At 49.2% G+C, this 26,376-nt stretch carries 6 protein-coding genes; all 6 read left to right on the forward strand.

From position 1 onward, the window contains the following. The first annotated feature begins 3 nt into the window (after positions 1 to 3). The 6 genes from ACR8BL_RS20740 to ACR8BL_RS20765 are packed head-to-tail and all read left to right on the forward strand — an operon-like array spanning position 4 to position 26,339. Positions 4 to 720, forward strand: a complete 717-nt coding sequence (locus ACR8BL_RS20740; RefSeq protein ID WP_434749317.1) for a thioesterase II family protein — start codon at positions 4 to 6, stop codon at positions 718 to 720. 25 nt (positions 721 to 745) lie between these two features. After that, on the forward strand, positions 746 to 1,615 hold the full coding sequence (locus ACR8BL_RS20745; RefSeq protein WP_434749318.1) for an acyl carrier protein: 870 nt from the start codon (positions 746 to 748) through the stop codon (positions 1,613 to 1,615). A 4-nt stretch (positions 1,616 to 1,619) separates the two neighbouring features. Beyond that, positions 1,620 to 5,441 carry a beta-ketoacyl synthase N-terminal-like domain-containing protein gene (locus tag ACR8BL_RS20750; protein ID WP_434749319.1) on the forward strand — a complete coding sequence of 1,274 codons (3,822 nt, stop codon included), beginning with the start codon at positions 1,620 to 1,622 and terminating at the stop codon, positions 5,439 to 5,441. Positions 5,442 to 5,460: 19 nt separating this feature from the next. After that, the gene (locus tag ACR8BL_RS20755; protein WP_434749320.1) at positions 5,461 to 13,185 is read left to right on the forward strand and encodes an SDR family NAD(P)-dependent oxidoreductase; all 7,725 of its coding nucleotides are present in this window, start codon (positions 5,461 to 5,463) and stop codon (positions 13,183 to 13,185) included. A gap of 12 nt (positions 13,186 to 13,197) precedes the next feature. After that, positions 13,198 to 17,220: an SDR family NAD(P)-dependent oxidoreductase gene (locus tag ACR8BL_RS20760; protein WP_434749321.1), complete on the forward strand. Its 4,023-nt coding sequence runs from the start codon at positions 13,198 to 13,200 to the stop codon at positions 17,218 to 17,220. A gap of 14 nt (positions 17,221 to 17,234) precedes the next feature. Beyond that, positions 17,235 to 26,339: an SDR family NAD(P)-dependent oxidoreductase gene (locus ACR8BL_RS20765; protein ID WP_434749322.1), complete on the forward strand. Its 9,105-nt coding sequence runs from the start codon at positions 17,235 to 17,237 to the stop codon at positions 26,337 to 26,339. Positions 26,340 to 26,376: the final 37 nt, after the last annotated feature.

Below are 26,376 nucleotides of genomic sequence, written 5' to 3' on the forward strand. Positions count from 1 at the left end.
TATATGTCCAAGATTAGACTTTATTGTGTTCCATATGCAGGGGGCTCGGCATCCATCTATCAAAAATGGAGAAAAGGTTTGTCCGAAAGCGTTATACTCACTCCTGTTGAATTGGCAGGCAGAGGACTGAAATTTTCCAAACCTTTGTATGAAAGCATTCATCAAAGTGTGGATGACGTTTTCCAGTATATAGCTCAGGATCTGCCAGAAGGTGAGAAGTATGCTTTGTTTGGCCACAGCCTGGGGAGCCTGATTATTTATGAATTGTACAACAAAATGCATAAGCAGGAGTTTCAGAGACCTGTGCATATGTTTTTCTCTGGTCGGGAGACACCGGACTACAAAAAAGAACATGTATACTATCACCTGCCTGACGGTCAGTTCATTGATCGCATGAAGGAAATGGGAGGGACACCGGATGAGTTTTTTGAAAATCAGCAGCTCATGGATATGTTCATTCCTATCCTGCGCAAAGACTTGGAGATCAATGAGACTTACGTCTATGAAGAGGAGCCATTCAAACTGCATTGTGATGTTACTGTACTGAATGGAGCGGATGATGAGGAATATATTTTGGGCAGTGCAGAGCACTGGAGGGATTTTACGCAACAAGGTAGTGCCTCCCGGATCTACAAGGGAGGTCATTTTTATTTGTTTGAAAAGAGCATGCACCGGGTCGTCAGCATGATTAATCAGACATTAACGAGTTATATGGAATAAGTCCAAACCTACACGGAGGTGTCCTATGAACCAACGCCAGATCACACCGGCACAGCAGCTGGAAGAGAGCATTTTGGATGTGTTCCAACAAGTACTGGGAACGGATGCGGGTGTCACAATAACTAAAAATTTCTTCGACCTGGGTAGTGATTCCATGCTGCTTGCCCAAGTATACAATCAACTCGAAAAGTTATTTCCCTCTCAAATTACGTTAACCAATATGTTTGCCTACCCCAGCATTGCCAGATTGGCTCGATTTATCGCTGAACAGGAGGGGATGATTCTGGAGGCATATCCTGTTCCGCCAGACTACATGAAAAATTCCGTACAAACCTTACAGGACAATCGATATGAATTCGTCATTGAGAAAGAGCGGTTGGGTGAGATCAAAACACTCTCTGAGCAGGCGGACATCACCCCGATGGAATGGTTATGGTCTCTGTTTGCATATCTGCTGACCGAGATTGGCAGCCGTCCGCAGCTCCATGTGTTTACATTGATCTATCGGATGAATCATATCAGTTCCATATCCCTTGATGTACAGAATGCCGGGAACTTTAACGAGCTGTTTGCTGTAGCAAAACAGGCGCTGCGTTCGGTAGATGAGCAGCCGGGATATCACATTCAGGATTTGATTCGATCAGACATGAAGTCTCGGCACGATGCCATCAGGCCTTTATTTTGTGATGCGGATTATTTCAGCGGAGGTAGAAGTACACTGGAAGAACAGTTTGACATCATCTGTGAAATGCAGCAGGAGAAAAGAAAATTGCTGATAACAATGTATTGTCAACCTAGGTTAAGCACGGCATTATGGCACACGTTTTTCCGAACCTATGACAGGATGTTAGACAAAGTGATTGAGAATCTCCGTTCAGCGGAAGCGAGGGGGTGATCCAATGAAAAACAAACTGATGGATTTCAGTGAGCTGCACGTTCAAGACACAAGTCAAATGGAATCGGTTGATCAGCAGACCGCTGCTCCCATTACATCGCACATCCGTTCACAAGATATCGCTATTGTCGGCCTGAGTGTCCGTATGCCACTAGCAGACAACCCGGAGCAGTTCTGGGATAATCTGTTGCATGGTCTGGACTGCACCCGGGATCTGCCGGAACATCGCCGCCAGGATGCCGATGATTTTGTGTATCGCAAGATGAGCACTGCAGAAGAGGTTAAGTATCTGGATGGGTCATATCTGGACCATATTGATACCTTTGATTATCCTTTTTTTCGTTTTTCTCCAAAGGAAGCAAGTTTGATGAATCCAGCACAGCGTATTTTTATGGAAACGGCTTGGGCAGCTTTGGAGGACGGCGGATATACCCAAGAAAAACTGGCTGGCAGCAATACAGGTGTATATGTTGGACTGGTCTCCGATCTGGAGGGATATCGGTACAAAGAAATGATACATGAAGTGGACCCGCAGTCCCTTCCGATTTCGGTGACCGGCAATCTGTCCTGCATTTTGCCAAGCCGATTATCGTATATGCTTGATCTGAGAGGGCCAAGTATGGTGGTAGATACTGCTTGTTCCTCGTCTCTTGTTGCTGTCCATCATGCCTGTAATGCGATCCGGCTGGGCGAATGTGATATGGCTCTTGCTGGAGGTGTGAAGCTCAACGTGCTTCCGCTGGATAAAGAATATTACCGCATGGGCATCGAGTCTTCGAATGGCATGACCAGACCTTTTGATGACAGTTCCGATGGTTCCGGCATAGGCGAAGGGGCAGCAGTAGTCATGCTGAAATCCCTGCAGGATGCTTTGAGGGACAAGGATCAGGTATATGCGGTTATCAAAGGCAGTGCAATCAATCAGGATGGAAACTCCATGGGGATTACAGCACCTAATGCCAGAGCACAGAGTGAAGTTATCGTAAAAGCCTGGAAAGCAGCAGGGGTAGATCCGGAAAGTATCAATTATATTGAAACACATGGCACTGGAACGATATTAGGAGATCCAATTGAAGTCGACGGGATTAAAGGTGCCTTCGCACAGTACACCGACAAGAAGCAATTTTGTGCCATTGGTTCTGTGAAATCAAATATCGGGCATCTCTATGAAAGTGCAGGCATCACTGGACTGGTGAAAGCAGTTATGTCTCTGAAAAAAGGAATATTACCTGCGATACAGCATTTTGATCGTCCGAATCGAAATATTGATTTTAGCGGTACACCTGTGTATGTGAATACACGCAGCCGATCATGGCTTTCTGGTGAAGAGCCGATTCGTATGGGTATTAGTGCATTCGGGTTCAGTGGCACGAACTGTCATGTCATTGTGGAACAGGCCGAAGAGTTCCGGCATGATCAGGTTCAGGAAATGGAGACGGAGACGGCAAAACGTGAGTATCCCTTTCCTCTTTCAGCCAAAACACCTTCATCCTTGCAAAAGTATATCTCCAAATATATAAATTTTCTGAGCAGCACCCCGCATACGCTGGCCAATATTTGTTATACAGCTGGCACGTCCAGGAATCATTATGAACATCGGATCATTCTCATTGTTTCAAGCAAAGAGGATCTGCTTGCCCAGTTAGTGGAGCTGAAAGGAAATGATAGGAAATCACTTCAGGAAGCAGCTGTTCCGATGGCAGATCACCTCTATTTGGGCGTACACTGCAGAACATATCTGGACGGCGGCGAGGTGAACTGGACAAACCTTTATTCAGGTGAAGAGGTGCGACGGATCAGTATTCCGACGTATGCCTTTGACGCTCACCGCTGCTGGATTGACCTTGGTTCGCGTCAAACTCAAGTTGATTCCAACTCTGACTCCGGCACTGCCGGAATAGAAGACGTACATCATTACGAGATGCGCTGGAGTCACGATCCGGAACGTAATACGAATCGGAAGAAACCGGAGGGACCCGTGATTCTCTTTGTAGATGAACAGGACCTGAACCATCCTTTAAAAGAAGCATTGCAGGAACAGGGACAGTCTATTATTACTGTGGTTCATGCTTCTTCTTTTGCGCGTGTAACACCTGAGCAATACACGGTATCACCTGAACGAGAAAGTATGGAAGAGTTAGGGTTCCATCTGGGTACATTGAATGCTCAACGAATGATCTATATCCAAAAAAATCAGCCTGTTGATACGTTCTTCCACCTGCTGCAGCATCTGCTGCGTGTGTGTTCATCTGCTGCATGTGATCTGGTACTGCTGAGTGATCCGATCTATGCCGTCACAGGTACGGAGGCGACACTTAATCCTCGGCATGCGCTGATGTTTGGTCTGGGGCAGGCTGCACGGAAAGAAGATGCACGTCTGCAGTGCCGTTCTGTTCAGGTGGATGAACAGACCTCGCTTGAACATGTTCTCGCCGAACTGGAGCACGACAGTGAGGATTATGGTACAGCGTACCGTAGTGAAAAAAGGTATGTGCAGCAGTTTGGCGTACTTGATCTTGCTCAGTATCCAGAACGCCCTCAACCGATTCGCAATGATCGTTTGTATCTGATTACCGGCGGACTGGGGGGCATCGGACTTGAAGTCGGCAAACAACTTGCCGAGAGATATCCGGGTATTACACTGGCTCTCGTAAACCGAACTTTGTTTCCGGCACGTAAGGAATGGGGCCAGATTATTGCTGCCGATTCGAATCATTCCATCATTCAGAAAATAAAGTCAGTGCAGCAGATGGAAGCACTCGGAGCCAAGATCCTCGTGTACCAGGCCGATGCTGCGGATGAAGTATCTATGGAAGCCGTGCTTCATGAACTTCGTCAGCAGCACGGCCGGATCGCTGGAGTTATCCATGGCGCTGGCGTTGCGATTGGAGGGGATCATCCGTTAATAGACAGAACGATTACAGAGGCTGAACAGGTCTGGCGCTCTAAAGTACAGGGAACGCAGGTTGTGGATCGGTTAACCCGGATAGATGATCCGGATTTTTTCATTCTTTTTTCTTCGATCGCAACTCTGTTCAGCGGACCAGGACAAGCGGATTATGTTGCAGCCAACGCATATCAGGATGCCTATGCGGCGTACCGCAATCGTGAAATGAGCGGTACGATGACAGTCAACTGGTCTACCTGGAAAGAGACAGGGGCTGCGGCTGCAACCGGATATGGTGTGGATACCTTGTTCAAAGCGATGACAAATGAAGAGGCACTTTCCTGGCTGGATCAGGTGTGGGAACGCCAGGTTGAGCGAGTACTCATTGGCCAGATGTCCACAGACCGCGGCATGCTCCAGCTGATTCGGAAGTATCCATTCAGACGATCTGCTGAAGTGGAGAACTGGATCGAGTCACGGTTAAAGCGGTCAACCGGATCACATGCCCCCGTTGTGCAACCAAAGACAGCAGGGCAAACGACTGCATTAATCGGATCAGATGGCGGTGAGTACAGCCCGTGGGAACGTCAGATTGCGAATGTATGCCAAGCTGTTCTCGGTTTCCGTGAAATAGATATCCATGATAGCTTCTTTGAGCTTGGAGCCGATTCTATTTTGATTAAACAAATGTATGCGCAGCTGGATCGGGTGTATCCGGGCATTCTTGTGGTGGCGGATCTGTTTGAGCACCCGTCAGTTCATAGACTGGGTGCTTATCTGGCTGGTAAAGCGGAGGGCACCCGGGAGAAGGAACAGACTGATATTGCGGCCTCAAGCGAAGTCACGAGGCTGGACGAAGAAGTCCATTCTCTTTTTGACCAATTGGAAGACGGCACAATCAGCATGGAGGATATGCTCAAAGGACTAAAACATATCTGATATGTAAGGGGAGGATACATTGGAACAGCTGCTTAAATATATTATTGAGAATACGTCCGGTGGCAAAATTGATAAAAAGACAGCGATAGATATGATTACACTGCTCAAACAGCAGAGGCATAATCAGCGTGAGGATATTGCCATTGTAGGCATATCCGCGCACATGCCGATGGCGGATCATGTGGAGGCCTTCTGGCATAACATTGAGAACAAAGTAAATTCCATTGTGGAATTTCCTGAAGCGAGACAAGCGGATGTTCTCAACTACGTGCGTTTTAAGCAGCAGGAAGAGGTCGGGCTTCGTTTTATTAAAGGCTCCTATCTGGAGGAGGTAGACAAGTTTGATTACCGCTATTTCAAGCTGACTCCCAAAGAAGCGTCACTGATGAGCCCGGATCAGCGGATTTTTCTCCAGACAGCCTGGGAAGCTGTGGAAGATGCCGGGTATGGGGGAAATCGCTTATCAGGCACAAATACCGGACTATATGTAGGGTATTACAGCAGTACCCGGGACAATTATGCCAATATCATTGCTGATGTGGAGCCTGAATCTATATCCATGTCGGTGACGGGAAATGTGACTGCTGTGCTGGCAGGAAGAATATCCTATCTTCTCAATCTGAAGGGCCCAAGTATGGTGGTGGACACGGCATGTTCCTCCTCTCTGGTAGCGGTGCACATGGCATGCCAATCCATCAGAAGCGGAGAGTGTGACGCTGCCATAGCCGGTGGAGTGAAGGTCAATACGCTGCCTGTTTTTAATAAATATGAGCAATTTGGCATCGAATCTTCCGATGGAGAGACTCGCACGTTTGATGATGCTTCGGATGGAGCGGGTGTAGGTGAAGGTGTGGCGGCCATTTTGTTGAAACCGTTGAGCCAGGCTTTGAAGGATGGGGACCATATCTATGCCGTAATTAAGGGGACCGCTGCTAATCAGGATGGGACATCCATTGGGCTTACTGCTCCGAATCCACGTGCCCAGTCGGAAGCGATTATTAAAGCCTGGGAGGAAGCCGGAATCGACCCGGAGACCATTCGATATATCGAAGCACATGGTACAGCAACCGAACTTGGTGACCCGATCGAAATTAAGGGGATCACCAACGCTTTCGAGCAATTTACATCACGGAAACAATTTTGTGCCATAGGTTCAGTTAAATCCAATATCGGCCACTTGTATGAATGTGCAGGAGTTACAGGGCTACTCAAAGCAGTGATGGCTTTGAAACATCGGAAACTTCCGCCATCCATTCACTTTGCCAAACCTAACCGCAACATTCGGTTCGAGCAGACCCCGGTGTATGTGAACACAGAACTTCGGCCGTGGGAAACAGAGGAAGGCGTACCAAGAAGATGTGGTGTGAGTGCTTTTGGGTTCAGCGGTACCAACTGCCACGTTGTACTTGAAGAAGCTCCTGAGGCTGCAGCTTTACAGAATTCCAGTGATGCATCTGCTTCCGGCATGCATCTGTTTGTATGTTCAGCCCAGACAGAGAGGGCATTGACACGGCTGATCCAGAGTTATCGCGGCTTTCTGAAGGAAATGCCCGAAGTTCCGCTTGAGAACATTTGTTATACAGCAGCAACCGGTAGAGGACATTACGAATATCGCATGTCTGTGGTTGTGAAAAATACAGAAGAGCTGCTCCAACTGCTCGAACAGCCTTGGGAACAACTGAAAGCGCAGCGAGGTGTGCATATCGGTGGACAAGTCGTCCATGCTGCAGGGGCTGAGGATACAGTATCAGAAGAGCGGGCCCGTGTTCGCGGCTATTCCACACAAGCACAGGAGCGAATCAAGCAGCTCGGAGCGGCCCCCTCTGTTTGGGATGAGGCAGTGCTTGAGGAACTTGCTTCCAGCTATGTCCAGGGAGCTAATGCCGACTGGGCACAGCTGTATCAAGGAAGAACGATACAGAAGCTGAGTCTGCCTACGTACCCGTTTGAACCCAGCCGATGCTGGATTGACATCCATGACCCTTCTGCCACCGCTTTGCAGGATTATTTCCATACCGTGAAATGGGTGGAGGATAAAGGCTCTGATGCTGAAGCCATCTCCACAGATTCGTTCACAAATTCGATCATGATTATTGGAGATGGGAACGAGTGGGAGCAAGATTTCGCCGGGGCATTGAGAAATGAAGGTCACCGAATCATTCAGGTGCGACCGGGGGCACGATTCGAGCAAATTTCGGCAAATCAGTATGCTGTTGGCGGCTCCCGACCGGATATGTATACCGAACTGCTGGAGGAATTTTCGGACGGGGATATCACTGAAATTATCTATTTATCCATGATGGGCAAATCAGCTTATCCCAATGATCTGGATTCACTTGAGGCCATGCAGAAGGAAGCCTTCTATTCGCCGGTGTATCTGATCCAGGCACTCATGGCTAAAGGGTTTGCCGAAGAGATTCGGTTGACCCTACTTGCTGAATATGCCAGTCAAGTTACAGGAAACGAAGAGAGGATTTCCCCTCATAATGCAATGCTGATGGGACTTGGGAAAGTCATTCAGCAAGAATACGGACACATCCAGTGCAAGTTCGTTGACATAGATACATCCGTTTCTATAGATGATGTGTGCAGGGAGAGAGGCATCCGTGGTGAGACGTATGCTGTTTCATATCGTGATGGAAAACGGTATACCGAAGTATTCACAGAAATTGATTTGAATGAAAAAGAAAACGTACCGTTCCAGATCAGATTTGGCGGATTATATCTCGTTACAGGTGGTACAAGCGGGATTGGTCTGGAGACAGCCAAGTTTCTAGCTCGCTCATCCAAGTCTGTAAAGCTCGCGCTGATCGGACGAACGATATTGCCTCCAAGAGAGCAGTGGAAGGACCTGCTTCATGCCGGGGACAACCCGCATTGTGTCAAGATGCAGGGTATTCTTGATCTTGAGGCTGCAGGTGCTGCTGTGGAATATTTCAGTGCCGACCTGTCTGATGAGCAGGGGATAGCACAAGTCATTCGGGACATTACGGAGCGTCATGGACACATCCATGGCGTTATTCATGGTGCAGGTATTCCCGGGGATGGCTTTATATACCGCAAAAGCAGGGAGGAATTTCAGACGATTCTGGGACCGAAAGTGAAAGGGACCTGGATTTTGGAGAAGCTGACAGAGGATCAGGATATGGATTTTATGATGATATTCTCATCCGGTATATCGGTGATTGGTGAGATTGGGCAGGGAGATTACACAGCAGCCAATTGTTATCTGGACTCTTTTGCCGCATGGCGTTCAAGCACAGGACGCAGAACGTTATCAATCAACTGGGTGTCATGGAAAGAGACCGGAATGTCCGTAGATTTTGGCATTAATGTGGATGGGATGTTCAGAACTATTCCTACAGCGGACGGTATTGAAGCGATGGAAGCAGCGATGAACAGAAGTGTCTCACGCATATTTATCGGGGCAATGAATTACGGAAGCAAACATTTGGCTGCACTCGGTCAGTTCCCGTTTGCGCTTTCTGACAAACTGCAGGCTGGTGTGAAGCAAAGCACAGAGCTGGCCGATCAAGGAACACAGCGTCATGCAACTCGGACCGTATCACAGGAGAAGCATACTGGTCCTGTAGATTTGTCAGGTAAAGAAGCTGGGGCCTATTCCGAAACAGAGCAGCAGGTCGCCCGCATATACAGTGAAATCCTGGGTTATCAGGAGATTAACATCTACGATAACTTTTTTGATCTTGGCGGGAACTCTATCATGCTGATCCGTATGCACGAAAGGCTGAATGAGGAGTTCCCGGGTAAAGTGAAGATTGCGCACTTGTTTGCACATACATCCATTCACAAACTGTCTCTGCATGTGAATCAAGGAAAAGAAAAGCAGGCTGCATCAGCAAACATCCCTTCGCCGGGAGAGGTCAAGAAGCAGATGGTGAAGGAAGATGAGGCGATTGCCATTATTGGCATTGCTGCAGAAATGCCGATGGCCGATACTGCACAGCAGTACTGGGATAACGTTGTGAACGGCGTAGACTGCACGGTTGATTTTCCAGATGCCCGAAAAAAGGATATGGATGCATATCACCGATGGATGAATGCCAGATTAGGTTCCGACAAGGAAGTGCAGTATCTGCAGGGAGCTTTCCTGGACAACATTGATCAGTTCGACTACCAATATTTCAGACTTTCTCCGAAGGAGGCCGGTCTGACGGACCCAATCCAGCGTTTATTTATGAAGACGTCATGGCATGCGGTTGAAGATGCCGGGTACGGCGGACGAATTGAGGGAACCAACACAGGCGTGTACATGGGCTTTGCAAGCAGCTTGAATGATTCCTATCTGAAGATGATCTGCGATTTGGACCCCTACCAATACCCGATGTCCATTGTCGGCAACATCACCGCCATGATGCCTACTCGCATTGCTTATCCATTGGATCTTAAGGGGCCCACCATGGTGATTGATACTGCCTGCTCGGCGTCCCTTGTGGCGACACATCTGGCCTGTCAGGCTCTGCGTAACGGTGACTGCGAGATGGCCATTGTTGCTGGCGCGCGAATCAGTCTCAGTCCGCTCGATCACGATTATCTGAAAGTAGGTATCGAATCTTCGGATGGTTTAACCAGACCCTTTGACCAGGATGCAGACGGTTCGGGCCTCGGAGAAGGCAGCGCAGCAGTAATTTTGAAACCGCTGAGCAAAGCAATAGAGGACAGAGACAACGTTTATGCGGTTATTAAGGGCAGTGCCATTAATCAGGATGGCGCCTCCATTGGTATCACTGCCCCCAATCCCGAAGCGCAGACGGAGGTCATTGTGAAGGCATGGGAGGATGCTGGAATTGATCCAGCGACAATCGGTTATGTGGAGACTCATGGTACAGCAACCAAGCTGGGTGATCCGATCGAGATGGATGGACTTACTACAGCTTTGCGGCGATACACGGATAAGAATCAGTTTGTTGCCATCAGTTCAGTAAAATCCAACGTAGGACATTTGTTTGAGGCTGCTGGTGTGGGCAGTCTGGTAAAAGCGGCTATGGCGCTGAAGCACCGGGTGCTGCCTCCCACCCTTCATTTTGAAAAACCTAATGCAGTCATTCCGTTTCAGGATTCGCCGCTGTATGTCAACACCAAGGCAAGGGCGTGGGAGGGGGATGGTGCACCCCTGCGTTGCGGTGTGAGTGCGTTTGGTTTCAGTGGAACCAACTGCCACCTGGTGCTTGAAGAACCTCCTGTTATTCAGGAACGCATCATCCCGAGGAAAGCGGAAATATTCACGCTGAGCGCCAAGAATCGTCAATCTCTGTTAGCCATGATCGATCAATATATACGTTTTGTTTCTGAACATCAGCAGACACTTTCGCTCAAAAATATATGTTATACCGTAAATACCGGTCGCTGGCAGCATGTTCATCGCATTGCTTTTGCGGTGGCGGATATCTCTGATCTGCTCCGAAAATTGCAATCGCTGGCGGTTTCCGGCCTTGATTCCGAGTCAACTAGTGAAGAGCTGTATTACGGGACGCATAAAGTCGTCACAGAGAAAAGTGATGCTACGAGCTGTGAATTAACAGGGCAGGAGAAGTCTGAATTGAATCGGAAGGGGAAGGCGTGTCTGTCTCTTTTTCTGGAATCCTCTGATGTGGAGCTGATGCAGGAGTTGTGTAGCCTGTATGCAGCGGGCAGTGATCTGGATTGGAAGCTACTCTATGAAAATGAAGAGATCTGTAAAATCAGTCTTCCTCTTTATGTATATGACAACACACGATGCTGGGTGGATCTTCCCGAGCCTTCTTTGGTGTCTTCGTTTGCGAGTGTCCATGAAGCACCTGAAGCCTATGAGCTTGTATGGAAGCCTGCCTCAAGAAGTAGTGATGCAACAATCGGTTCGCCGTTGCGTGACCCGGCTGAAGGCAAAACACTCGTCATTCTCGATGGTTCTGCAACAGCATCCCGGATTGTATCACATATGGAAGAGACAGGCCTGAATGTCTGCTCGATTCATCAGAATGATACGCTGTTCTCACTTCCAGATACTCACGATATATCCGATGTTGAAATATACACCCAGGCATTGCAGCGGGCAGGCATCGAGCAGGTGTCGAGAGTGGTATACCTGAATGGTGCAGGTGATGACGAGCCATCCGAAAATGCTGTATCCGATGTAGGAAGTTTTACTTCAATACTCAATGAACGTGTATATGCGTTCTATCGATGGATTCGAGCCTTGTTATCCAGTAACCTGAAACATCCTGTCGATCTGGTTTTGATCTCCTGCGAGGTCAACAGCATCAATGGCAGGGAACAGATCAAGCCGGAGCTTTCCTCGGCGTTTGGCATGGGGAGGGTCGTCGGAAAGGAGAACTTGCAGATTCAATGCCGCTGTATTGACATGGATGCAGGCACGCCTCTGGATATGTTGATGCAGGAGATAACCATGCCATCAGCATATTATGAGGTCGCCTTCCGGGATGGCGTTCGATATGTGCAGCAGTTCAGGGAGCTTCAGGAACCAGAAGTCGCACCATCCAACATTGCGTTTGATAACGATGGCGTATACGTGATTACAGGTGGTACAGGTGGAATCGGATTGGAGACAGCCAAATACATGGCTGCAGGTCAACCGGTGAATCTTGCACTCATCAGTCGTACACCATTGCCCGCACGCGAGCAATGGGATGCAGTCGTGGGAGCACAGGATAACCTGAAGGTGATACACCAGATTACGACCATTCGTGAACTCGAAAGTCGGGGACACGATGTCAGCTGTTATGCTGCAGATGTATCCGATCTGGATTCGATGCGTGTGCTTCTGGACCAACTGCGGGACAAATACGGGAAGATCAGAGGGATTGTTCACGGAGCAGGTGTGGGAAGCTCAGAACTGATTATCAATCGCTCGCAGGCCGGGTTCAATGAAGTATTTTATCCGAAAGTATACGGGACATGGGTGCTGGATCAGCTTACCCGGCAGGATCAACTGGATTTCATGGTGCTGTACTCGTCCATTGCTTCCATTTTCAGTGCACCAGGTCAAGCGGATTATATTGCAGCCAATGCTTATCTGGATGCTTATGCCGATTACAGAACCAAACTTGGCAAACGCACATTAACCGTGCAATGGTCTACGTGGAAAGAGACGGGGATGTCTGCTGACCATGGTTTTGCTGTAGATACGCTGTTCAAAGCCATGCCAACGACACAGGCGATACGACAGTTGGCTCGTGTCATGCAGCAACCAACGGTGAAGCGAGTATTGGTCGGAGAGATTCATTTTGGAGGTCAGCTGATCTCTTCACTGGCGAAAAGTCCATTTGACCTTTCATCCAATATTCGTCTACAGCTGGATCAACGGATCAAACAGCTGGAAAGCAAACGCGCCGCATCTACACTGCAAACCCATGTCAAGGGAGAAGTGACGTTAATCGGAAAAGTGGATGGTGCTTATACCGCAACCGAGCGGGCCCTTGCATCCATCTGTCAGACCATGCTGGGTTTTCAGGAGATCCACGTGGGAGACAGCTTCTTTGAGATGGGAGCTGACTCTATCGTTCTCATGCAGGTTCATGCCCGGATTGATCAGCAGTTCCCTGGTCTGACCAAAGTCACGGACCTGTTTGCCAACTCCAATATAACCCGGCTGGCCCGATTCATGGATGAACAGTCTGAATCGAAGCCGCAAGATATGGAACAGGATTTGAAGCGTGTCATCGATCAGATGGAAAGCGGCGATGTGACGCTGCAGCAGGCGCTGAACAATCTGATTAACTTGTAAAGGAGAACTGAGATGGAGCATGTATACAAGTTCATCATGGAACATCTGCAGGATGGAACGTTGGACAAGACGGTTGCGGTGCAGCTTCTTCAGAAACTTAAACAGGAAGAGGATACCTGCAAGGCATCCGGGTCCGTGAAGGGAGCCAAGGACATTGCCATTGTAGGCATGGCCTTAAAACTGCCTCAGGCCGACTCGCCGGGAGAATTCTGGAACAATATGATCAGTGGAACGGACAGCATCCGTTCCTTTCCGGAATCCAGAAGACCGGATATCCATTCGTATCTGGAGTATCTGGGCATGAATCCGGATGAGATTGCTTTTAATGAGAATGCCTATCTGGATGAGATTGACAAATTCGACTATGCCTATTTCAAAATGTCTCCCAAGGAGGCTAGTCTCACAGACCCCAATCACAGATTATTTCTTGAAACAGCCTGGAAGGCAATGGAAGATGCAGGATATGGTGGCGGGAAACTTGCAGGCAGCCGAACAGGAGTGTATCTGGGGCTCTCCAATAATATAAGGGACTTGTACTCACGCTTTATTTATGATGCAGAACCGGAAAGCTTCGCTTATTCCCTGGTCGGTAATCTGGCATCTGTGGCCGCAGGCCGGCTGTCTTTTTTGCTGGATCTGAAAGGGCCGAGTATGGTGGTGGATACGTCGTGTTCTTCCTCTCTTGTGGCAGTTACACTCGCTTGCCAAGCCATTAAAGAGGGTCAGTGTGATCAAGCACTGGTAGGCGGGATCAAAATCAATCTTGTGCCTCTGAAGAGTGATCACATCAAGATTGGCATTGAATCTACAGACTGGCGGACGAAAGCGTTTGATGATGATTCGGATGGATCAGGTATCGGTGAAGGGGCAGGAGTCGTTCTGCTAAAACCACTGGAGAAAGCACTGGAAGATCGGGATCAGATTTATGCGGTCATCAAAGGGTACGGTGTGAATCAGGATGGTAAATCAATCAGTATTGCGGCTCCGAATCCGGAAGCGCAGACTGAAGCTATATTGCAGGCCTGGGCTGATGCTGGTATTGAACCCGAAACGGTTTCTTATATTGAAACACACGGCAGCGGCACGATGCTGGGTGATCCGCTTGAGGTACAGGGGATAGAGCAAGCTTTCCGTCGTCACACCACGAAGCGGCAATTTTGCGGAATTGGTTCGGTCAAAACCAATATTGGTCATCTTTCAGAGGCAGCGGGAGTGATCGGACTGATTAAGTCGGCACTTTCCCTGCGTAACAAGCAGATTCCTGCTTCCAAACATTTTCACAGACCGAATCGTTCTATTGATTTTGCTGCTTCTCCTGTTTATGTGAACGCCCGTTTACGGCATTGGGGGGCAGAAAACACGCCGCGCCGCAGTGGTGTAAGTGCATTTGGAATCAGCGGCACCAATTGTCACATTGTACTGGAGGAGGCGCCGTCTGCAGCATTATTTGATCCGGTGATTTATGGAGAGCATCTCTTAACGGTATCAGCCAAAACGGAGGAAGCTCTGCGCATTCTGATCAAGCAATATGTGGATGTGCTGTCAGCAGCCGCTCCTTCCGAGCTATCTTCCATCTGTTATACCGCGAACACGGGAAGAGGCCACTATGCATACCGGCTGCTGGTTTTGGGTCAGAACGCAGGCCAGCTGCAGCTTCGGCTGATGGAGGCAGAGCGTCTCTTGGCGAACGCAACAGAGGGGAAAATTGGAAGGGTTACGAAAGGTGATCCCTCAGGAAGTTCCTCGGGAATTGGAAGCCCGGGTATCTATTACGGCTATCATAAACCTGGAAGCAGTGAAGCTGACTGCACCGATTCGCTGGAAATAACCAGTCTGAACCCGGAGCTCTCCAAAATAGGGAAAGGGCTGGCATCTGCTTCAGATATAATGGATCGAATCGGAGTGCAGTATGTTCAAGGCGTTGATCTGAATTGGGAGCTTTTGTATACCGAAGCAGGGCTGCGAAAAACAAGTCTGCCGACATACCCTTTTACCCGAACTCGCTGCTGGTTTGAAGTTCCAGAAGGTGCGCGTGCCGGGTCAGTAAGGATGGACGATATCACCTTAAATGAACCGTGGTCAGCACGTTTCTACCGGATGAACTGGCGCAAGGCAGACATGCCGGAGGCAGGAAGCCAGCAAAGTTCAGGAGCAGTACTGATCCTGAAGGATGAGGGGCGACGGGGGAGTGAATTAACGGAATTCCTTCAAACTTCAGGGCGTCGTGTCATTGAAGTTAACTTCGGTGAATCTTTTCATCGTGAAAAGGACGGGACATATACAGTAAACGGCTCAGAGGAGGATTTTGGAGCACTTTTTACCGCTCTGGGTGAGACGGCTGTGAGTGATATTGTTCATCTGTTTGCTACATCGACGTCTTCTGAGGTTCGTACGATACAGGAGCTGGAGCAGCGGCAGCAAAGAGGCGTATACAGCTTGTTTCATCTCATTCGTGCACTCATTGAACATGGAAATGACAATGCCTTAAACATGATGCTGGTTTCGGAGCTGCTTTACGAAGTAACCAGCGAAGAATCACGGCTTTCCCCGGATACGGCTTCTTTGACGGGACTGGGCAAAGTGCTTGCTCTGGAGTATCCGCATATCACTTGTCGAAGCATTGACCTGGATGAGAATACCGGGACAGAGGTGCTTTTTCGTGAGATGGGTTCACAGGATCAGAGTTATACCTCGGCATATCGAGGGGGCATACGGTATATTGAGGTGCTTGGCGAAGTACCGACTGATGATCTAGCAGATTCACCTGTGTTTATCCAGGAAAACGGGGTATACGTCATTACTGGTGGTACAGGTGGAATTGGACAGGAGATGGCCAAATTTTTTGCTTCGCAGGCCAAAGTAAAACTAGTTCTGCTGGGGCGCAAGCCGATTCCGCCAAGAACAGAATGGGAGATGCTCCTTGAGGACCCGACATTGGATCTTAAGATGGCTGCCCGTTTGCGGAACTTTCTGGAAATTGAACAGCAGGGATCAGAGATTTCCTGTTATGCGGCGGATACAGCAGATTACGAAGCGATGCAGAGTGTACTGGCGGATGTCAGAGACAGATACGGGAAGATTACGGGGGTAATCCACGGTGCAGGTGTGCCGGCTGTAGGATATCTGATTCGTAAGACGCGGGAAATCTTTGACGAAGTATTACATCCCAAAGTGCATGGGGCCTGGATTATAGATCAGTTGACCCGACAGGACCAGCTGGATTTCCTCGTTTTCTTCTCATCCGGACTCTCGCTGTCTAGTGAGGTGGGGCAGGGAGATTACTCCGCTGCTAATGCCTATCTGGATGCACTGGCCAATGCTCGCAGCAAAAGCGGGCTAAAAACGTTGTCCATCAACTGGTCTTCGTGGAAAGAAGCCGGTATGTCGGTCGACTACGGATTTAATGTAGATGCCATCACCAAGGCGCTTCCGACAGAACAGGCAGTTGCCGGATTTATGAGGGCACTTCAGAAGGAAGTCTCACGCGTATTAATTGGGGAGTTCACTTACCATCCACGCTTTGCCAAGGCGCTGCTGCACAAGTTTCCGTTTCGTTTCTCCGAAGAGATGACGGAGAGACTGAAGGAGGCCGAGAAGCAGGAAGAGCTTAGGCAGACAACGATAGTAACAACGAAGAAAAGTAAATCTTCTGCAAACACTCAGGTAGAACTTAAGGGTAAAGAAGGCGAGGATTACAACAGCATTGAGCGTCAGATTGCGAGTATGTATCACGAAGTGCTTGGTTTTGAGGAACTGGATATTCATGACAGCTTCTTTGATCTGGGTGGAGATTCCATTTTGCTGAACAGGCTGTTTGCACTGCTGGAAGAGGCCTATCCAGGAAAAATGAAGTTAATTCATCTCTTCTCCTACACGACCGTGCATGCGCTGTCTCAATTCATCATGAGCAAACTGGACGTACAGCCGCCTGTTCCGGCATCCCGGACAGAAGATGATTTTGAACAATTGTTTAAAGATATTGAAGCCGGGAGTCTGAGCATAGACGATGCTGTCAAGAGCTTCGAAGATCGTTGAGGAAGGAGAAGCTAATGAACCAAACCAGCCAAATGTTAAGAATGATTATTGAGAACGCGGCTGCAGGTAAAATTGACAAGCAGGTGGCAGCCCAGTTGCTGAAGGGATTGAAGGCGGAAGGTAGCCGGAAGGATTCGGAAGGGATCGCCATCGTAGGTATCTCCGCAATGCTTCCTTCAGCGAATACGATTGACGAGTTCTGGGACAACATTCGGGGCCGCTGCGATTCCATTGCCAATTTTCCGGATTCCCGCCGTAAGAATATTGAAGCTTATCTTCAATATGCAGGATATGGAGATAATCTCAAGTTCAGCAACGGTTCTTATCTGAACGAAATTGACCAGTTTGATTACAAGTTATTTCGTATTCCACCCCGGGATGCAGCGCTGATGGACCCTTTTCAGAGGTTGTTCTTGCGAACAGCCTGGAGTGCTCTTGAGGATGCCGGTTATGGCGGAAAAAGTCTGGCAGGCAGCCGCACGGGTGTATATCTGGGATTTGCCAGTAATATCAAGGACAGTTATCTGCGTATGCTTCAGGATATCGATATTCATCTGACGTCGGATGCAGCCGTTGGCAACATTTCGGCTATGATGCCTGCCCGGATCTCGTATCTGCTTGATCTGAAAGGTCCTTCGATGGTCGTCGACACAGCCTGTTCTTCATCTTTGGTAGCTGTTCATTTGGCTTGTCAGTCGCTGTTGAATGGAGACTGCGACATGGCTCTTGCGGGGGGGCTGCGCGTAAATCTCATGCCGCTGGACACAGAGTATTACCGGGGAGGGCTTGAGGCCTCGGATGGTCGGACAAGAGCCTTTGATCATTCTTCAGACGGGGCTGGCATCAGTGAGGGGGTGGCTGCCGTCGTTCTTAAACCGCTGAGCAAAGCACTGAAGGATCATGACCAGATTTATGCTGTAATTAAAGGCAGTGCAATTAATCAGGACGGAGCTTCCATCGGGATAACGGCTCCCAATCCTGAGGCACAGGCCGATGTCATATCCAGAGCATGGGATCGGGCAGGTATTCACCCCGAAAGCCTCTCCTATATTGAGACGCACGGCACAGGGACGAAACTTGGCGACCCGTTGGAACTGGAAGGGCTTGAGCTTGCTTTTCAGAAATATACCGACAAAAAACAATTTTGTCCCATTGGAACAGTGAAATCCAACGTAGGTCATCCCTATGAAGCGGCTGGGCTGGTAAGTCTGATCAAGGCAGCTCTGGTTATCAAAAATCGTGAAATCCCTCCGTCTCTTCATTTTAATCGACCGAACGGACAGATTGATTTCAAAACTTCACCTGTGTATGTAAATACACGGCTGCGTAAATGGGAGACATCGGAGTCAGGGCTGCCTATGCGATGCGCGGTAAGCAGTTTTGGCTTCAGCGGCACCAACTGTCACCTGGTATTGGAGGAAGCGCCAAGTGTGAGTGTTACAGCTGCTGAAAATTCCGATAGGCCTGCCGGACTGATTGTAATGTCAGCCAAATCCGAGATGGCTTTACGTGAGCTCGTCACAGCATATGAATATTTCATGCATCATAAGGAACGTACCTGTCACCTGCAGGATATATGTTACACCGCGAGTTCGGGCAGAGGACATTATAATTTCCGGTTAGCTATAGCCGCAGACAGCATTGCAGATCTGGAATGGAAGTTCAAGGAACTATCTTCTCTGGAGAGTTGGAGCAGAGAGACGTCATGGTTCCGTTTCGGGGAGCATAAGATCGTACCGGCCAGCAAAGCACAGCTTGAAGCCGGAGATATGACAGAAGCTTCACGTAGGAAGCTGGATCAGCAGGTACAGCAACTGGTGCAGGAGATGGTCCGATCAGGGGAGGCCGATGAAAAGGAGCTGCTTGAACTGGGTTCTTTATATGTTCAGGGTGCAGACGTGAACTGGTCAGAAATGTACAGCAATACCAGTGCAAGACGGGTCAGCCTACCTGTGTATCCTTTTGAGCGTCATCGCTGCTGGATCGATCTGCCGGAGGAGATGGCTTCCAATCGAAGAAGTCCTGGGCAGGAGACGGTACCCTCAACAAGTAAGGAAGAGTTTCACTATACGATGCAATGGAAGGCGGCTGAGCAGAGACGTCAGGATGGAAGAGATACCCTTTTCCCATCAGGCGTGCTGCTGATCGAGGGAACACCTGGTGCGGGAGACGCTGTAGCTCTTGGGCTTGAAGAGAATGGAACTGCCGTAATTCGGGCTGTCTTGGGTGGTTCGTATGAACATAAGACACTCGGTCAGTATGTTCTGGGAGACCAGGAAGCAGATTACGCCCGGCTGTTCTCCAGCCTGCAGGGAAGGATGCCGTCTCACATCATTCATGTTGGCAGTGCGATGCATCATCATCATCCAACGGGTATTGAATCCCTTCACGAATTAAGGAACTGCCAACGTAAAAGTATATACAGTGTGTATTATCTGGTACGGGCTCTCTTGAGAAGTGAGTTCGCATCCATTACAGGCATAACACTGGTGGCGACGAACGCCAATCGTGTTACAGGCACCGAGGATATTCAGCTGCCGGAGCATGCTGCATATCTGAGTCTAAGCAAGGTACTGAGCCGGGAGCACCCCGAGATAACGTTCCAATCTGTTGATGTGGACAATGATACGACTACAGCCGTTTGGTTGGAAGATGTACTTGGAGCAGATTCGGCAGGGGACTATCTGGTAGCATATCGTAATGGACATCGTTATGTTGAAGAGTTTACCCGCATTGACGTGAAGAATGATGCTCCCTTCACGATCCGTGATCAGGGCGTATACCTCATTACCGGGGGCGGGGGCGGTATTGGTCTGGAGACGGCGCGATTCCTGGCTTCCAAGGCAAAAGTCCGGCTCGTGCTGGTCAATCGTACCCCCATACCGGAACGTACAAGCTGGACGGATGTGCAGCATCAGCCGGGTCAATCGAAGCTTCGGCGTTTCATCACAGCCGTTACTGAGCTGGAAGCAGCGGGTTCAGAGGTATCCTGGTACAGTGCCGATGTTGCAGACGAGAACACGATGGCATGTGTGATTGATGATGTACGAACACGTTACGGAGCGATCCATGGCATTATCCACGGAGCAGGTGTCGGGGGAGATCAGCTCTTGGTGGATCGAAGTGAAGAGCGATTTACCGAAGTGCTGGCATCCAAAATAGATGGAACATGGAATCTGGATCAGCTTACATGTAATGATGATCTGGATTTCTTTGTTATGTATTCTTCTGTAGCGACGATGTTCAGCGGAGTAACTCAAGCAGATTATGTAGCAGCCAATGCTTATATGGACGCTTATGCTGATGAGCGCAGCGCAAGAGGGAAACGTACACTTACGGTGAATTGGACAACCTGGAAAGAGACGGGCATGTCCGTAGATGCAGGTTTTACTGCCGATACAATCTTCAAAACAATACTCACCTCTCAGGCTGTTGCAGGTCTGGAGCGGGCGATGAACTCTTCTATTCGCAGAGTGCTCATTGGACAGCTGAATTTCAGCGGGGGGGGTGTGCGGCTGCTGGATAAAATGCAGGTGCGTTTATCTGCTGATCTCAGCAGCAGTGTTGCTGAATATTTGCAGCGTGCAGCCTCCAAAACCAGATCGACCAAGAAGGCGGGGGGCGTATCCAGCGGTGAAGTCATACTGTCAGGCAAAAGCGAGGGCGGGTACACCGCTACAGAACGCCACGTAGCCAGCGTCTGCAAAGAGGTTCTGGGCTTTGATGAAATTGATGTCTACGAAAACTTCTTTGAACTGGGTGCAGATTCCATTCTGCTGCTCCGGATTCATGCAGGACTTTCCACACGATATCCGGGTGTTCTTGCCGTAACGGATTTATTTGAATTTTCAACCATTCATAAGCTCGCTGATTTCATCTTCAAGGAGAACGGGGAGACGGAGGAGATCGAAGAAGCTGCACCATCGCAGGAGCAGGTAGACATTTCTTTGGAGGGAGATACAGAACCCAAGGGCAGCATGAAATTGGACGCTTTGACTACAACGAAACCGGGAGATCTGGCCATTGTAGGCATGGCACTGAATGTCGCTTCCACAACGGATGTTGCAGAATTCTGGGATCATATTCAGGGCAAGGTTGATCATATAGGACCTCTCCCGGAGCGGCGGCAGCATGACCTGGACTGGTATCTGCAAAATACGGCACTGGACCTTCCGGAACTGAGTTCCAAGGTGGGTGCTTTTATTGAGGATATTGACTTGTTTGATTATTCTTTTTTTAAGTTATCACCGAAGGAAGCGAGTCTGACGGACCCCAACCAGCGCCTTTTTCTGGAGACGGTCTGGAGGGCTATTGAGGATGCGGGATACGGCGGCGGGCAGCTAGCAGGGTCGGATACCGGTGTCTTCTTGGGGTATTCAACGAACACGGTGGATATGTATTCACGATTTATCTATGAGACAGATTTGGGCGCGCTGCCTGATGCTGTGGTGGGCAACACACCATCCATTATACCTGCCCGCATCTCCTATTTGTTAAACCTGAAAGGGCCAAGCATGCTTGTCGATACGGCCTGTTCTTCCTCGCTTACAGCGGTACATATTGCCTCAAGAGCTTTGCTGAGCGGCGAGTGCAGTATGGCAGCAGTCGGAGGAATCAAGATCTCAACGATGCCGATCACCAAAAAGAATGAAAATATGCTCCAGGGTCTGGAGTCTGGTGACGGTAAGACGCGTGCGTTTGATGATGAGTCTGACGGGGCAGGCCTTGGCGAGGGGATTGGGGTTGTGATGCTCAAGAGACTGGAAGATGCATTGGCGGATGGCGATCAAGTATATGCTGTTCTCAAAGGAACCGCCATGAATCAGGACGGTAGTTCAGCCGGTATTACGGCTCCGAATCCTGCTGCACAGCAGGAGGTTATTACGAAAGCTTGGCAGCAGGCTGGTATTGAACCCGAGACGATAACATATATGGAAACGCATGGTACAGGAACGGCCTTGGGTGACCCGATTGAGATTAAAGGTATTCAGAATGCCTTCCGGCAATTTACGGACAAGCGTCAATTCTGTGCGATCGGATCGATCAAAACAAATCTGGGTCATACTTCGGAAGCTGCCGGTATGATTAGTCTGATAAAGGCGGCACTAGCGGTGAGGGATGGCATTATTCCACCCAATCTCCATTTTAATCGTCCGAACCGGAATATCGATTTTCATGCTTCACCCGTATATGTAAACACACGCTTGCGGCAATGGAAGGTGGATAACGGCCCGCGCCGATGCGGAGTCAGTGCCTTTGGAATCAGCGGTACCAACTGCCATGTCATTTTGGAAGAACCGCCAAAAACTGTACCATTGATGCCAGCAGCATCTGCTCCTCATCTCCTGGTATTATCTGCCCGTTCGGAGGAAGGCCTGCGCCGATTGGTTGCTGATTATATAAGGCTCTTTGAACGTAACAATTTGGGTTCTCTTGCAGATATCTGTAGTACAGCAAGCATAGGCCGCGGTCATTATTCGTTCCGGCTGGCCTTTATTGCTGTAGATGACAAGAGCATGCTGAGCATGCTTGGACAGGCATCGAGAACGCGTTTGGGGTCAGATATCATATCAGGACTTGAGTATGGAGAGCACCGGATTGTTCCCAAGAGTAAGAAGGAGCGAGGCGCAGGGGATATGACGGAGTCTGAAAAAGCGGGACTAAGTCAACTATTGCGTTCCGCCATTGAGAACTTTGTACAGAACGGACGGGAATCCGAATATTTGCTGAAACAGATCGCCCATCTCTATGTTCAGGGAGCAGATGCAAATTGGGCAGAACTGTATACAGGTGAGCTGATCCGTAAAGTAAGCCTGCCATCATATCCGCTGGAGCGGAAACGATGCTGGATCGACATTCCCGAGCGCAAGCGTTCTGCAGACTTGTCCAGTCACGGCAGGGAGATTCCCCTGCACTATGCAGCGCTTTGGAAAGAAATGAGCAGGCCGGTTTCCGGCACGAAACAAAGCGAAACTGATCCTGTGGTCATATTCATGGATGAAAAGGGCACAGCTTCGTCTGTTGCTGCCAGACTGGAGGCGGAGGGCAGGCTCGTTATCAGGGTATACCGGGGTGATTCCTATACTAATCAGTCCAACGCGAAATTTACAATTCGGCCATGCGAAGAGGATTATGAGCGGCTTGTACGAGCAATAGAACCCTATAAAATCTCGCAGCTGCTTCATTTTTTTGCAATGGATATTTCAGAAACAGGCACAGTGGATGGACTGGAGGACTCGCTTGAGCGGAGTGTGTACAGTCTCTTTTATCTGTCCAAAGAGATGTCCAAGATTCACTTCAAACGCCCGGTTGATCTGGTGCTGATAACAACCTGCAGCCAGCGTGTTACGGGCAGTGAACCACATATCTATCCGGAATACGCTCCAATGGTGGGGCTTGGCAAAACCATCTGTCATGAAATGAATCAGTTCCGCTGCAGGGCCATTGATATTGATTCCGAAACACCGATCGAGCAGTGGCTGCAGGAGATTCGTGAGCCGGACACCCTGTATCTCGCTGCATATCGAAACGGGCGCCGATATGTTCAGGAATTAGGAGAAATGCCGATGTCGCTGCTGCCAGAGCAACCGGTCCAAATGCGCGAAGGCGGTGTATACCTGATCACAGGGGGGACTGGGGGGATCGGTCTGGAGACAGCTAATGCGTTATCCCTGTCTTCAGCGAAGATCAAACTTGTGCTGATTAACCGTTCTCAGTTCCCTGAACGTCATATGTGGGAAGAACTGATGGCTTCTAAACAGAACGAAAAGCTGTCCCTTCAGATTGGGCGAATTCAGGAGATGGAGGCTCGTGGTACAGAAGTTTATCTCCACAGTGCAGATATTGCAGATCCGATTCAGCTTGCTTCGGTGCTCAGCAGTATCAGACAAGAGCATGGCCCGGTTGCAGGTATTATTCACGGTGCAGGTGTAGCTGGTGAAGGGTTACTCATGAACAAAGAACGGACAGCCTTTGAATGCGTGATGCGTCCTAAAGTGCTGGGAACATGGAGTCTGGATCAGCTGACACGTTCAGATCAGCCAGACTTCTTTGTGATGTTCTCTACTGCGACCACGTTTTTTAGTGAACCTGGACAGGGAGACTATACAGCCGCGAATGCCTATCTGGATTCGTTTGCTGCCCAGCGCAGGCAGGAAGGACTGCCCACTCTAACAGTGAATTGGACCGCCTGGAAAGAAACTGGTATGGCCAAGGACTTTCATGTCAACGCAGACGGTGGCTTTAAGGCTATCAGCACAGCGAGAGGTATTCAGGGACTGCAGGAGGCGATGCGTAAAGATATTACACAGGTTCTGATCGGAGAATTGAACCGGGAGGCAATCTATCAGCATGTATCGGATGATATGCCGCTGATGCTGTTCTCGGATGATATTCGTGGAGCCATTGAGCAGGGGCGCAGGGAAGATTCGGATTACGGGAAGGACGAGCAGGACGAGCTACATCTGCGAGGAAGAACGGATGGCATGTACTCGGCGATGGAAATGACACTGGGGAGTGTATGGAGCCGCGCTCTCGGCGTCACTGAATTAGGTATATATGATGATTTTTATGAACTGGGAGGAGACTCGATCATTGGTCTCAAGATTGCAAATAGTCTCACGAAAGCTTTATCAGTGTTAGTCAATACTGCCGAGATTCTGATGTATCCAACCATTGCCGAATCGGCTGCTTATTTGGTAGAGACGTACGGTCCAGCAGCAGGAAATGTCGGTTCTGCAGGCATGACGATCCCTGTCCTGACCCCAGTGGAGCAGCGGGTCTACTATCCGGTGTCTTCGGCTCAGAAGAGATTCCTTGTTTTGGACCGGCTGGAGGGCCCCAACACCAGCGCCAACATTCCGAGGGCATCCATTATGGAAGGAGACTTCGAGCACGGCATTTTTGAAGGGATCATTCGTCAGTTAATCAAACGCCACGAGGCATTCCGAACTTCGTTCGAAATCCAGGATGGTATCCCTTATCAGAAGATATGGGACCATGTGGACTTCAGCGTTGGATATTCCGAGTGTACTCGGGAAGAACTGACGGACAGACTCCTTGGTTTTGTGAAGCCGTTTGAGCTGGATCAGGCACCGTTATTCCGCTTTGAGGTGCTCAAGCTTGCCGAACGAACACATGCCGTATTCTTGGACATGCATCATATTATCACTGATGGCATGTCCATGGACATCATTATGCAGGAGATTATTGATTTGTATGAAGGGCGCGAGTTGAAGCCGCTGTCTATACAGTACAAAGATTTCTCCGAATGGCATAATGCACTTCTCTCCTCCGGGGCTTTGCAGAAGCAGGAGGAATACTGGCTGAGCCTGTACAGGGATGTTATACCGCAACTTCATCTGCCTACCGACTATGTTCGTCCTGCTGCCAATGAGTTTGAAGGGGATCAGGTGGTCGTGATGGGGAGTGAAACGTTAACTCTTGAACTGGAACGTATGGCTTCCAGGACAGGAACAACCCTGTTTATGCTGCTACTCGCTGCATACAACGTGCTTCTAGCGAAATACGCAGCCCAGGAAGATATCGTTGTTGGCTCTCCGATCGCAGGCCGATCTCACGCCGATCTGGAAGATGTAGTTGGTGTATTCATCAATATCATCACGATTCGTACGAAGCCGCAAGCGGATAAAACATTTCTTGAGCTACTTGCTGAAGTACGGGAAGGTGCATTGAAATCATATGAAAACCAGCAGTTTCAGTTTGAGGATCTGGTACGAAAACTGAATCTGAACAGGGATATTCATCGGAACCCGTTATTTGATGCTATGTTCGCGCTGCAAAATGTGGGTACGGTCGATGTGACCGTAGGGAAGTTTACAACAACACCTTACGGGTTTGGAGCTTCTGAAAGCCGATATGACGTTTATCTTGAAGTGATTCAGAAGCATGACAAGCTGAAATTTAACCTGGAGTACCGCACCAAGCTCTTCAAGCGGGAAACCGCCGAGAAGATGCTTGGCGATTATATGCAGCTGCTTCATCAGATACTGCAGCATCCGGAACTAAAGCTGGGAGAGATCGAACTGGAGAGCAGCAAACGTATGCAGATTACCCGGGATGCAGCCGCAGATACCCTTGATTTTGATTTTAATTTCTAACCCCATAGAGGCATGATCTTCACACATATAAGGAGGT

This window comes from Paenibacillus amylolyticus (assembly GCF_051136285.1).
In the GTDB taxonomy this organism is placed as follows: Bacteria; Bacillota; Bacilli; order Paenibacillales; family Paenibacillaceae; genus Paenibacillus; species Paenibacillus amylolyticus_F.

Excerpts from the sequence above, each read along its gene's own strand:
- ACR8BL_RS20750 (WP_434749319.1), top strand. The coding sequence starts at position 1,620 with ATGAAAAACAAACTGATGGATTTCAGTGAGCTGCACGTTCAAGACACA.
- ACR8BL_RS20740 (WP_434749317.1), top strand. The coding sequence starts at position 4 with ATGTCCAAGATTAGACTTTATTGTGTTCCATATGCAGGGGGCTCGGCA.
- ACR8BL_RS20765 (WP_434749322.1), top strand. The coding sequence starts at position 17,235 with ATGAACCAAACCAGCCAAATGTTAAGAATGATTATTGAGAACGCGGCT.
- ACR8BL_RS20745 (WP_434749318.1), top strand. The coding sequence starts at position 746 with ATGAACCAACGCCAGATCACACCGGCACAGCAGCTGGAAGAGAGCATT.
- ACR8BL_RS20760 (WP_434749321.1), top strand. The coding sequence starts at position 13,198 with ATGGAGCATGTATACAAGTTCATCATGGAACATCTGCAGGATGGAACG.